Below are 12731 nucleotides of genomic sequence, written 5' to 3'. Positions count from 1 at the left end.
GGACTTTTTATTTGGGGCTAAATTATAAATTAAAATGGATATTGAAATTACTAAAATTATAGCTGCCATAATTTGATCTAACATAATTGCAGCACTAACCATTATTATAGTAAAAATAACTAGGAATATAATAATTAATAAGTTTTTATTCATAATTTTCTCCTGTAATTAATTTAATAAAATATTCTTCCAAAGATAAGTTTTGTGATAAAGCTTCTTTCATTTCTAAATTTGATGTAATAATTTCCCCATTGTTAATAACCATAATCTCATTACAGAAGGTTTGAGCTACTTCTAATTGATGCGTTGAAATTAATATTGTATTTCCCTTTTTTGCGTAATTAATAAGAAAATCTTTTATTGCCTTCATATTAATTGGATCGATTCCTGAAATGAATTCATCTAGTAATAATAACGTAGGTTTTTTAAAAACTATTCCCATCAAACTGAGTTTCTTTTTATTCCCTAGTGACATAGCAGAGATTTTCTTTTCTACTTCATTTTGCAGAGAAAAATCTAAAAGTAGTTGATTTAATTCGTCATCTGTTAATGTTATTGAAAATAAGTCTGTTAATAAACGGATATATTCATTACCAGTTAATTCCGGGAAAATGAGTGGGTAATCAGGTAAAAACATTGCATCCTCATTTAATTTTACGCAACCTTTATAATCACTTGTAATTTGTGCTGCAATTTTTAATAAGGTAGTTTTCCCAGCTCCATTAGGACCTAATAAACCAACAATTTTCCCTTTAGGTAAAGTAAATGTGATATCTTTTAAAATACATTTAGTATCAATTGTTTTAGATACATGTTCAAATTCAATTATATTTTCCAATTATTTCTCTCCTATTAATTAATTTAATATATCTTCTAATATTTGTTGTTTGGATACTTTATAACGAATACATAAAGTTAAGATAAAAGAAAACATACTATTAACAATTATACATAGAGTGAATTGCACAGTTATATATAGAGAATCACTAATATTATCTGTTAAATACAAAGCAGTAGGTAACATTAAAAATGGTATAAAGAAACCTGTCATGAAATAATATAAGCCTTGTTCAATAAATTGTTTATCAGGATACTCATTAATTTCTTCTACGTTTAAATAATTGAAATGTGGGCTTAATATGTTTGGGATTGTACATATTAATACAAATAAAACCATACTAGAAGCATGAACTCCAATTAAAAGGAATAATAATTTTATAGAAATGTTTCCTATGCAAAAAATCATTAGGTCCCCTATAAATATAAACGGGAAAATGATAAGGTTTGTAATTAATAATTTGATTCGAAATACAAGCCAGATATTCTTTCCAGAAATCAAAAATAATAAGAGTAAGTTTTTATCGCTTTCAAAGGATATCTTTCCCACAAATCCTTTAATAATATTATGCACATAAAAATAAATAGGGAAAAACATTAAAAATACTAAAGCCAGATAATGAATTTTCATATTATTAGTTGTTAGAGATAAGATTGAAGAGAAAAAACCTAACATAGCCCAGAAAAATAAATTCCCATACAAGTTTGGAAGCTTTCTTTTAACATATTTTGAAGTTAAAACTGTTTTAAAGATGGCATAATTTTTAGGATTTAAACCTAATAATGCGACTCTATTTAACCCATTAAAGAAATACAATTTAATTCGATTTGAAATGCGATTGCTAGGAATATTTATTTTAATTAAAAGTATTACAGAATAAACTATTATTAAATATATAAAAATGCTAAAAAATAGTTTTTTATATTCAATAGAATCAATAATAAAACTAGCAAAAATATTATTAGGTAAATAAATGAAATGGAATAGTGAATTTACCCAATTTGAGAATACAGTTAATGAAAGGGTTTTTCCATTTTCTATCCATTTGTAAAATTCCTCTGGATTCACACCATTTCTTGTCAGTGGGAATTTTATAAACCACGGAGAAAATTTCAACCCTAATTGAAACATAAAATAGCAAATTAGAGTACGTAAGAAAACGGGCACAATGAAAATTGATAACCAATTCATATTTTTTTGTCGTTTAAAGCTGATATTATTATAGATATAAAAGCTAAATAAAGATATGAGCAGATAAGAAATAATGGATAGTACTAAAACTTTTAAATATACATATACACCTAATTCCAAAAAATTATTTATAGATAAAGAAATAGGTAAGAACCAAAACAAAATAGGGATAGATTTCCATATTAAATTTTCACCAAAAACCCATATATATTGATTTTTTTTAGGAATACCTAATATCGAAGATAACCATATATGGTCTTGGGTATTCATAAAATAATCGGATATTTTTTTCCCAATTACTATAGCATAAATAAGTACTATAAGAAAATATATAGACCAAATAAAGTAATTGAATGATATGTTGTTTAATAAAGAAATATTACCGAGTTTTTTTTGTGGGGTTATTAAAAAATAACTTAGCTTGCTAATAACAAAATAGGAAACAACATAAAAGAAAATTGAGTATAAAAAGCGATATAGTAGCAAAACTTTTAGAATTTGAAATCCTTTCATATTAAAATTAAGAAAGTTTAAATTTCCCCATTTATTTTTTGTTCTAATATATAGTCTCCACTTTAACCATTTTAAAAACATATTTACACCTTTTTCTAAAATTTTATATATCTTTCAATCTATTTAAGATTCATTGAAATAAATGATTCAATTAGTGCACTTATGATAAGTAAAATGCAGATTAAACCAAATAACTTGATTTTCTTTGTCCAATGCTTATTTTTGGTAAAATAAAAGGTTAGACCCATTAATCCTAAATATCCAGATAATAGTAAAGCTGGTATCTCAAAAATTCCATGCATCATCAATGTACCTAAAACTTTTGACATTGAATGATGTGTTGAAATTTGAACGCCCATAATAGATCCCAACCAAAATCCATTAAGAAGCAATATAATAATTGTTGGAATCCCCAATAAAAAGATGCCGGATGCAAGTCCAATGCAAACCATAGCATTTTTAGATAGGATGCTCAAGAACGTTTCCCAACTCGAATCATATTTGTAGTATTTTACAACTTCAGTTCCTTCAGGGTTTGCAGGAGTAATAAGACTAAATAATGCTAATCCTAAAATAACACTAATGAAAAATAAAGTAACTGTTATGGTTAGTAAAACTTTCCGATTGTTTAATAATTTCATAATTGTAAAACCACCCATTCTTATATTAATTTAAATAAAGACGCCCTTGTTAACAAGGGCGTCTTTATTTAAATTAATTAATATGCAATTGCTTTTTTAGTTGCCATTTTTCTAGCTGCAATTAGAATACCTGTAGTTAAACCGAAAGATGAAAAAGCACCCACGATTGCAAAAACAGTCATCCCAGCATTAATAGCATTTACTACGATAGTTGCATTTGCAGTAGAAATACCAGTAGCTGCTGCTACATCAGCGATCATTGTTAACATGTAATTGTCCCCCTATTTATGTTTGGAATTTGTTTGGCCTAAGAAGTCTCATCTTAAGCCAAATAAATTTAAAAATACGACGATACTAAAAAGGAAGAGATTAAGGCAAGAACAAGCCATGCTGCCCAAAATATAGTAGGTATTTTCTTAGAGCTATTTGACAAACAATAAATCCCCATAACTGTTAAAGCGAAACTTAGCATAGAAAATATTTCAAATCTAGATGATAAACTTAAGATAAATGTATTTTCTATACCTAAACTTTTTAAAGTATATCCTAAGCTTGTAATTGAAATATTGTTTTCAATTGATACCCCTTGTGCTAAAAAATTCACTAATTTACCTAAAATAACGGGTAATTGTGTTAAAAATGTAATGCTAAATATTTTGGAAAATGATACGTTTGCGCTCGTAATCATAACTAATAATTTATAAATTGCAGTCATGATTAATACACCAAATAAAAATTGAATAATAGATAACACCGACATAATTGCAGAAAATAAGGTTAACGTACTCTGCTTTTCTGAAAGCTCTTTAGGAAGTAAGGCCCCTATTTCACTTGTTCCAACTGCACTTTTTGAAATGATAAAGGTTATTAAAGTATTAATTAACAAGATAACAATAATATTTACTAACCCTAAACCGTTACCAGCCTTCATTTCATCAAAAACCTTTTTAGGTTTATAAAAGAGTTGTATTGCATATTTTAGTTTCTTTACAGAGAAAAACGATGATTTAATTGTAGTTTCCATTATGCGACCCCTTAATCAAGATAACTTTTTTTAATATCTTCATTAACAGATATAAATTTAACACAAAAAAGCAAGTTAAAAATATGTAAATTTGCATATTAGATATTTTTATTAAATAAATATGATAAAACTACTTTTTCACTGTTTAATTTGATAAGTGGTGCCTGTGAAGACATTGCGTAATAATGAATAATATATTTGTATTGATGTTATGTTATATTGTAGTATTTAATTTCTATGAAATTCAAAAATTCATTATGCTGAAAGGGGATTAATTATGTTACAACATAACATCAATACTTCAAACAAAAGGAAAAAAAGAATTATTATTTCGATGGTTATTGCGTTAATAGCTATCGTTGCAGCAGTTAATATTTTTATTATGCAAGGTAAGAAGAAGGGCGCATCAACAACGGCTGATGCTGTAAGTTTTGAGAAAGTGACAGAGCGTAAGCTGAATAATACGAAGTTAATTTCTGGTCAGGTGAAGCCTGGAAATATTGAAAGTTTCTATGCGGATCCGGCCAAAGGAAAAGTGAAAGATATTGAGGTAAAAGAGGGACAAGAGGTAGAGAAAGGTACGAAGTTATTCTCTTATAATAATGAAGAGATTAATCTTCAAATGAAGCAAGCTGAGCTTGATCAGAAGATGGCGGATATGCGTTATGATCAAGGGAAAAAGAAGATTGATTCGCTCAAGAAAGAAATTAAGAAGGCGAAAGATAGCGGAGCTGGGAAAGAAGTAACAGATCCGATGGACGAGCAAGTAAACGAATTAGAGATTGCTCAAAAGACAACTGATCTTGAGAAAGAAAAAGGGAAGTTGCAGAAAGAAGAGTTAAGTAAAAAGCAGAAAGAGCTTACGATTTATAGTAATTTCGCTGGTGTTGTTCAAAAGTTAGATAAAGATGCGGCGCAAAGTTCATCTCAAGCGTTAGGTGGTCAAGGAAAAGCGTTTTTACAAGTAGCTTCTAAAGATCCATTCCAAGTTCAAGGTACGTTAACTGAGCTTCAGAAGTCACAAATTCAAAAGGATCAAACATTCACTGTAACTGCAAAAGCAAATAGCAAGAAGAAGTGGACAGGTAAGATTACAGAGGTAAGTGAGTTCCCAACGAGCGCAGAGATGGCGCAAGCTGGCGGCGTGGGTGAAGCAACTCAAAATATGTCTCAATATACATATAAGGCAAGCCTTGATAGCCAAGATGGTTTATCTCCAGGGTACCATGTTTCATTACAAGTAAATTTAGAGAATACGACGATGCTTGCTGTTCCAACTAAAAGCATTGTAGAAAAAGGCGAAGATGCTTTTGTTTATATCGAAGAGAAAGGAAAGCTTCGTAAACAAAATGTGAAAAAAGGTGCTACTGATGGCGATTGGACAGAGATTATTGAAGGCGCAACAGTGGGGCAAAAGGTGGTTAAAAATCCTTCTGACAACGTGTATGACGGAATGGAAGTGAAAGAAAAATGATTACGTTAAATAATATTTCTAAAACGTACTATCAAGGTAAATTGGCAGTGCCGATTTTACATGGTATTAGTTTAACAATTCAGCGCGGTGAGTTCGTTTCTATTATGGGACCGTCTGGGTCTGGTAAATCAACACTTATGAATATCATTGGTTGTTTAGATCGTCCGACAGAAGGCAAATATATGCTAAATGATGTGAATGTCTTAACTGCAGACGAGGAAAAACTTGCTTTGATCCGTAATGAATATATTGGATTCGTATTCCAGCACTTTAATTTATTACCGCGCCTTTCTGCAGTAGAAAACGTTGAACTTCCACTTGTTTATGGAGGAATTAAGAAAGTAGAACGTCGTCAAAGAGCTCTTGAAGCGCTTAATAAGGTTGGATTAGCGGACAGGGTTCATCATTTACCAAATGAATTATCAGGTGGACAGAAGCAACGTGTTGCTATTGCAAGAGCGATTGCAAATAATCCAACATTTATTATGGCTGATGAGCCTACAGGTGCCCTTGATACAAAGTCTGGTGTGCAAATCATGGATCTTTTCACAAAATTAAATGCAGAAGGTACGACACTTGTTATGGTTACACATGAAGAAGAAGTAGCTGCCTATTCCTCCCGACGCATTGTACTACGAGATGGGAAAATCACAGAAGATAGAAGGTGCGCGGTATGAGTTTACTAGATAGTATAAAAATTTCCTTATCTTCTATTCTAGCTCATAAACTGCGATCAGCCCTGACGATGCTTGGAATTATTATCGGTGTCGGTTCTATCATTACTGTCGTTGCAATTGGACAAGGCGGTGAAGCCGTGCTGAAGTCACAATTTGTTGGATCCGGCAATCAAACAATTTCAATTCATTACAGTGGAGATATCAATGATCCCTTTGATATGGAAATGATGCAAACACCACAGATAACGGAAGAAGATATTTTTGAAATTAAAAAAATTCCAGAAATTGCACATATTGTTACAACAAATTCAAGTATGGAATCTCTTGATATTGAAGATAAAAAAGAGATGGTGAATATTACAGGATTAGACAATGAGTATTTCATGGTGAATAAAGTGAAAGTACTTAAAGGGCGTTCACTGCAAGAATTGGATGTGGATCAAGGTAATAACGTTGTCATGATTAATAAACAAATGGAAGAGAAGGTATTTAAAGATGTCAATCCAGTCGGTAAAATCATTGAAATAAAAGGTCAACCGATGCAAATTATCGGTGTCTATAAATCAGATAATGAATTCATGGGAATGGGACCATCAGAAGCACTAGTTCCAATTTCATTATGGCCGACACTGTATGGAAAAGATGAAATTCAAAATATTTCTGTTCAAGCAAAAAATGTAGATGATTTAGAACAAGCAGGTAAAAAAGCTGCGGATGTCTTAAACAGTCGCAAACCAATTGATGCAACTGGTAAATATGAAGTTATGAATTTAAAAGAGATTCAAGAAGGTATTTCAAAAATGACGGGTATTATGACAATGATCATCGGTGGTATCGCTGGTATTTCATTAGTCGTTGGAGGTATTGGTGTTATGAATATCATGCTCGTATCTGTAACGGAGCGTACACGTGAAATTGGGGTACGTAAAGCACTTGGTGCAACACGTAGTAAAATTTTATTGCAATTCTTAATTGAAGCAGTTATGTTAACGCTTCTTGGCGGTTTAATCGGAATTGGTCTTGGATATGGCGGGGCATATGTTGTTTCGACATTTGCGAAATGGCCACCGCTTGTTTCATGGGAGGTTGTTGTTGGAGGCGTATTGTTTTCAATGGCACTCGGTATTATTTTCGGCTTAATTCCAGCGAATAAAGCTGCAAAATTAGAGCCAATTGAAGCACTTCGCTATGAATAGTTTACTAGAGTAATAGAGATAAGTATCTCTATTACTCTTACATATTGTTTGAATCATCCTTTAAGAGGATTATATAAATAGAAGGAGGCGCTATAATGGAAGCGAATATGAATACACAAGAAGTAGATGTGAAAAAGCCATCATTATTTGGAATGATTACATCTCCTGGAGTACAATTTGAAAGAATGAAAACAAAGAAGAAAATTTGGGGGATGTTCTTCTTTGTGGCACTGTTACAAGGACTCTTAGGTGGTTTAAGTACGTATGTTATAAATACCTCACCTGAGATGCTTAAAATGAAAAAAGAGTTAGGTGAACTGGCTGGACAAAGTTCACTTACATCAGAAGTGATTTCTGGAATTGGCTCAAGTTTTGCTGGTGCAATGATTAGTACACTATTCATTGCAGCTATTTATAAGATGTTTATGATGATTTTTGGGAATGATACCCCTTATAAAACCCTAGTAAACATTGTAGTTTATACAAATATTGTCCTTATTATTGGTGGACTTATTAATACAATTTTAAGTCTAATTTTTGGTACTGGAATGACTCAATATACAAGTTTAGGATTATTATTTACGGAAGGTACATTTGCATATGGAATTGGTAATACAATTGAAGTATTCTATGTATGGAATTTAGCCTTAATTTGGCTTGGATTACATATTACAGCTGGATTAAGCAAAGTGAAAGCATCGATTCCAATTATTATTCTATTCATTATTAAGGCAGTCTTCTTAGCGGCAATTATTGTATTGATGGCTAAACTTTTACCAGGTATACCAATGTAGTTAATTTACGTTCATTATAAATAAGTTTAGTAAAAAAATTGCAACATTAATAACCGGTTCCTTAATATACAAGGTACCGGTTATTTTATGTCCAAATTGTGTCTAAACGTACAATTTTCTTTTTTTGATATGGTGACCCCATGCCCATCAACTTAAGAATTTACTTTACCCCCAATTGTAAAAAAACGCCATCCTTTCCTATTTGGAGTGAACCCTGAGAATGAGACGATAAAAAACACCTCTCTAAATCGTAAGTATCAGTTATGATTTTAATGGAGGTGTTTTTCGTATGGGGAAAAAGGTGCATTATCCCGCCGAAATAAAGTGGAAAGTAGTTGAAATGAAACACCAAGGATTCAAAAATAAAGAAATTATGGATGCCTTAGGAATTAGACATGTAGCTCAAATTAAAACTTGGATGAAATGGTATCGTGAAGGCGAAACCTATCGGTTTGAACAATCTATTGGAAGACAATCTGCACATGGAAAAGGCTTAAAAAGGTTAACAGAACTTGAACAAAAAGAATTAGAAATACGTTATTTAAAGGCAAAGATTATATTGCTGGAAAAGTGCCAAGAAATCTTAAGGAGGTGGGAGGAAAAGAAGAAATAATGAAAATGATAAAGGAATGGCAATCAATTTTTACAATTGCAGAACTGTGTTCCATATTTAATATTTCACGTGCTACTTATTATCGTTGGAAAAAGCAGGAGAAAACAGTAACTAACCATGAAGAAAAAACCGTAATAGAAATATGTCAACATCATAAATATCGGTATGGATATCGTCGGGTTACAGCTTGTCTACGTGATCAATTTAACATCGTAATGAATCATAAAAAAGTATTACGTATCATGAGAAAATACAACGTATTATCTCGGGTTAGAAAAAAGAAAAAGATATTTGTACTCGGTCATGAACCAGTGGTAGCTAAAAATAGAATACAACGGAGATTTAAAGCTACCAAGCCTAATGAAAAATGGTTCACTGATATCACATATTTGATGTTCGGCAATAAGACTCTTTATTTTTCATCTATTATAGATGGGTTTAACAATGAAATTGTAAGTTATAAAATAGCTGAGACACAGGATGTTTCTCTTGTATTAGATACTCTAAAAGAGGCTTTAAAAAAGCGAAATGTGATTGATACGATTTTACATTCGGATCAAGGAAAGGTGTATACATCAAAACAATTTCAAACATATGCCAAAGAAAAAGGCATTATCACAAGCATGTCTCGTACAGGAAACTGCCATGATAATGCCCTCATAGAATCCTTTCATTCTCATTTGAAATCCGAAGGATTCTATGCGCAAAATATAAAACAATCGAATAATGCTAGTATAATACAAACTGTGGATGAATACATCCACTACTATAATAATGAACGGATTCAGAGAAAATTAGATAATATGTCACCTATAGCTTCTAGGAAACATGTTATCTAGGTGTTTTTTCTTTGTCTCACCAAATGGGGCCAGACCACTGTATATTTCTACAAAAAGAATAACGTTTTTTGTGAATTATGGATATGAATTTATCTTAAGTGGATAGTCAACTGGCTGTACCACATATAGAGAGAAAAATTCACATTATTTTCTTGCGGAAATAGGTGGAGTCATAAGTACTACGTCGTCATTATCTTTTAACTGTACGCGAAAAATATATGCTGGCTGAGAAAAACCTTTTGTATCAGTAACGTGCTTTAAATTATACTCTGTAATAACTAATGTCTCACCTTCGAACTCTTCACCCGCTCCGAAAGGTCCCATAGGATACATATCTCCTTGTTGCAGTTTTTGAAATGCTTCTTTTGGAGAGATAATTTCGACGTCTCGTACTTTTTTACCTTTGGAATCGTAAATAGGTATCTTATCACCTTCATTACTTAACTCTAGTGATGTTTTTATAGTGACGTGAGACATATCTGTTTTTCCATAAGAATCAAATGGCATATTACCAAATTCTTTCACTTGATATGAAATAATTATTCCAAGTGTGACGAAGCTTACTGCAGTGGGTAAGATTAAATATTTGACTATTTGTGTGTGTGATTCTTTTTTTTTCAAAAAAATAAGAACTATATTTAATATACAATAACCTAGCATCATACCAATGGTATTATGAAGTAAATCGTCTAATTCCGCACTTCCACGAAGTGTTATAAATTGAAGAGTTTCAATAAATAAAGATGTTGTAATTGAACTGATTAACATCCATTTTGTTTTTAAAAAAACTTCACTAAATAGGGGTAATAAAATCCCTAGCGGAAATAGCATACCTATATTAACAATGATATGAAAAAAAGAATTAAATGAAAATTGATTCCATGCTTGTTGATACTGGCTCAGTACATCGAAATCAATTGTTCTTAAAAAGATATTCTCAGCTGAACGGCCAAATGTGGTAGCTAATATTACAAGGAAATAATATCCTACTATTAATATAAATAATATAATTTGTCTTTTAGTAAGTTTTTTTTCTTGTTCATTAATAAAATTCATTTTACACCTCTTTAGAATAATCTATATTTTATCTACCATTAATTAATGGTAAATTATTCGTATTTCCTTATTTGATATTTAGTGCTGATTCACTGAAAACATATATTCTTTGTATGTTTTTCGTGTGGATAGAATAAGCCCCATCATTAGCATGTTCGAAAATAAAGAGCTTCCGCCATATGATAAAAATGGAAGTGCAATACCTTTGACGGGCATTAATCCCACAATCATACCGATATTTTGAAAAAATTGTAACATTAGAACGCCTACAATTCCTGCGCATAGTAAGGTGCCGAATAAATTATCTGCAGAATTACCAATTATAAGTATTCGGGAAAGCATTAAGAAGAATATGCATATTATAAAAGTAGCAACTATAAAACCGCCTTCTTCGGCAATTGTGGCAAAAATGAAATCAGTATGTTTTTCTGGAATATAAACATTTCCAGAACCGAAGCCTTTTCCTTCTATCCCTCCACTACCAACAGCTAAAAGTGATTGTTGAGTTTGATATCCCTGATCTGTATGCTGAAATGGATCTAACCAGCCTAAAATTCGCGATTGTTGGTGAGGCTTTAATAAAGTAACTAACTTATTGAAGAAAATATCTGGATATTTTACGTATATAAATATTAAAGCAGACAATACAGTCATCGGAATTCCTGCACATAGTACGATTAACTTTTTTTGAATTCCTGACATAAATATAATACATGCAATGGCTGCCATATATAGGAACACCATTCCCGTATCAGGTTGACTATATACAAGTAACACAGGTGGAATAGTTATCAAAAATATTTTACCAATCAAAAGTAAATCGGTTTGAAATGTCCGTGCCATATACTGTGCATTATGTTTTACGACTAAACTTGCGGCCAGAAGAATTAAGGCAAGCTTAAAAAATTCAGCTGGTTGAATAGCACCAATAATTGGAAATCTAAACCACCTTTTTGCCCCTAATATTTCAGGTGTAAAACTTGACACTGGTAATACCTTTAAAATGATAATTGAGATGAACCCCACAATATAAATCGGCCAAGCTAATTTTTGTAATTGATCTAAATCGATATTGGCAACAATTAATAATAGAACAAAACCTATGGCGTAATTTACCATTTGTTTCATAGCAAAATTTTGGTTACCATATTGCCCGGTTTGCTGACTGCTGTATATTGCAACAATACTGGTGATACATAATATGAATAAAATAAAGATTAGTTTCTTATCTAATTTTTTAAAAAAAACTATTTTCCCCACCATTTCAACCCCCTAGACATTGTGGTATTTACTTTTTATAGGAACTATCCTGTTTTTTATGTGTACATTAACATGTATTAATATAATTTTACAATAATAAGGAGATATTGAACATTCTCAAAATTATCCATACTGATGAGGCTACTTTAAAAGGTGACTGATTAGTGTGGATAAGGAAAGTTTATTTAAATGGAGACATTATGAGCCTAATATTATTTTGTTGAACGTGAAATGGTACCTACGGTAAAACCTAAATTCTCGTGGCTTGGTGGAGTGCTTTTTAAGTCCTGCCTACTTTGCATGAGTCACTCCAAACTCATCTGAACCAGGCATGTAGTCAGACCATTTTTAGAATACGGGTATCACTATGACCTGGTTTAATAAATACCTCACACGAATCTTAAAATTCTTACATTATAATTTTTCTGAGTTACTCTTTGAATTTTTTCGGAGAAGTTCTTCAATAACCTTTGCTTTTTCATTCACCCTTGTTGCATATGTGTAAAGTAAGCACCCAGCGCCTTTCCACGTTTCTGCGATAGGTTTCCAAATGCTCCTCTCCGAACCGGACTTACACGTCTCCATGTATCCGACTCTCCATCTGTCATCTGCATT

13 protein-coding genes and 2 pseudogenes are annotated in these 12731 nt (G+C 31.6%); 6 read left to right on the top strand and 9 right to left on the bottom strand.

All coding sequences use genetic code 11. The annotated features are described in order from the left end of the window. Nucleotides 1-145: 145 nt before the first annotated feature. The 5 genes from MHH27_RS30210 to MHH27_RS30190 form a co-directional block, all read right to left on the bottom strand. Nucleotides 146-838, bottom strand: coding sequence for an ATP-binding cassette domain-containing protein (locus MHH27_RS30210; RefSeq protein WP_000427699.1), 693 nt, complete (start codon nt 836-838; stop codon nt 146-148). Between the two features lie 18 nt (nt 839-856). Further along, nucleotides 857-2623 (bottom strand): hypothetical protein, encoded by a 1767-nt coding sequence (locus MHH27_RS30205; RefSeq protein WP_340945468.1) that lies wholly within the window; start codon nt 2621-2623, stop codon nt 857-859. A gap of 38 nt (nt 2624-2661) precedes the next feature. After that, on the bottom strand, nt 2662-3183 hold the full coding sequence (locus tag MHH27_RS30200) for a stage II sporulation protein M (RefSeq protein ID WP_340945466.1): 522 nt from the start codon (nt 3181-3183) through the stop codon (nt 2662-2664). 77 nt (nt 3184-3260) lie between these two features. Continuing rightward, nucleotides 3261-3452 (bottom strand): hypothetical protein, encoded by a 192-nt coding sequence (locus MHH27_RS30195; protein ID WP_016123852.1) that lies wholly within the window; start codon nt 3450-3452, stop codon nt 3261-3263. Nucleotides 3453-3520: 68 nt separating this feature from the next. Then, nucleotides 3521-4207 carry a YIP1 family protein gene (locus MHH27_RS30190; protein ID WP_016123851.1) on the bottom strand — a complete coding sequence of 229 codons (687 nt, stop codon included), beginning with the start codon at nt 4205-4207 and terminating at the stop codon, nt 3521-3523. 277 nt (nt 4208-4484) lie between these two features. Between MHH27_RS30190 and MHH27_RS30185 the strand changes: the two genes are divergently transcribed. The 5 genes from MHH27_RS30185 (at nt 4485) to MHH27_RS30165 (ending at nt 9800) form a co-directional block, all read left to right on the top strand. Continuing rightward, nucleotides 4485-5681 carry an efflux RND transporter periplasmic adaptor subunit gene (locus MHH27_RS30185; protein WP_340945462.1) on the top strand — a complete coding sequence of 399 codons (1197 nt, stop codon included), beginning with the start codon at nt 4485-4487 and terminating at the stop codon, nt 5679-5681. Beyond that, nucleotides 5678-6358 (top strand): ABC transporter ATP-binding protein, encoded by a 681-nt coding sequence (locus tag MHH27_RS30180; RefSeq protein ID WP_016123849.1) that lies wholly within the window; start codon nt 5678-5680, stop codon nt 6356-6358. The genes MHH27_RS30185 and MHH27_RS30180 overlap by 4 nt, the downstream gene beginning before the upstream one ends. Beyond that, a complete protein-coding gene (locus MHH27_RS30175) occupies nt 6355-7554 on the top strand; it encodes an ABC transporter permease (protein WP_340945458.1) in 1200 nt (399 codons plus the stop codon). The genes MHH27_RS30180 and MHH27_RS30175 overlap by 4 nt, the downstream gene beginning before the upstream one ends. A 95-nt stretch (nt 7555-7649) precedes the next feature. Beyond that, the gene (locus MHH27_RS30170) at nt 7650-8348 is read left to right on the top strand and encodes a Yip1 family protein (RefSeq protein WP_340945457.1); all 699 of its coding nucleotides are present in this window, start codon (nt 7650-7652) and stop codon (nt 8346-8348) included. A gap of 289 nt (nt 8349-8637) precedes the next feature. Beyond that, nucleotides 8638-9800, top strand: a protein-coding gene (locus MHH27_RS30165; RefSeq protein WP_340945454.1) for an IS3 family transposase whose coding sequence is annotated in 2 segments (ribosomal slippage) — nt 8638-8905 and nt 8905-9800 — 1164 coding nt in all. Because the reading frame shifts where the segments join, the coding sequence is not laid out codon by codon here. A 144-nt stretch (nt 9801-9944) separates the two neighbouring features. On the opposite strand, the gene MHH27_RS30160 is transcribed toward MHH27_RS30165, so the two are convergent. Both MHH27_RS30160 and MHH27_RS30155 read right to left on the bottom strand, forming a co-directional pair. After that, nucleotides 9945-10856, bottom strand: coding sequence for a VanZ family protein (locus MHH27_RS30160; protein ID WP_340945452.1), 912 nt, complete (start codon nt 10854-10856; stop codon nt 9945-9947). 78 nt (nt 10857-10934) lie between these two features. Continuing rightward, the gene (locus MHH27_RS30155) at nt 10935-12119 is read right to left on the bottom strand and encodes an FtsW/RodA/SpoVE family cell cycle protein (RefSeq protein WP_340945449.1); all 1185 of its coding nucleotides are present in this window, start codon (nt 12117-12119) and stop codon (nt 10935-10937) included. Between the two features lie 163 nt (nt 12120-12282). Between MHH27_RS30155 and MHH27_RS30150 the strand changes: the two are divergent. Then, a pseudogene (locus MHH27_RS30150) lies at nt 12283-12360 on the top strand (IS6 family transposase); the annotation flags it as partial. 170 nt (nt 12361-12530) lie between these two features. Here the strand turns inward: MHH27_RS30150 and MHH27_RS32130 are convergent. Beyond that, nucleotides 12531-12620: pseudogene (locus MHH27_RS32130) on the bottom strand (lysozyme family protein); the annotation flags it as partial. Further along, a complete protein-coding gene (locus MHH27_RS30145; RefSeq protein WP_340945580.1) occupies nt 12599-12730 on the bottom strand; it encodes a hypothetical protein in 132 nt (43 codons plus the stop codon). The pseudogene MHH27_RS32130 and the gene MHH27_RS30145, both read right to left, overlap by 22 nt. Nucleotide 12731: the final 1 nt, after the last annotated feature.

Origin of the sequence: Bacillus sp. FSL L8-0152 (genome assembly GCF_038006365.1) — a bacterium.
Classification (GTDB): Bacteria; Bacillota; Bacilli; order Bacillales; family Bacillaceae_G; genus Bacillus_A; species Bacillus_A cereus.
This window is presented reverse-complemented; position numbering and strand designations above follow the sequence as displayed.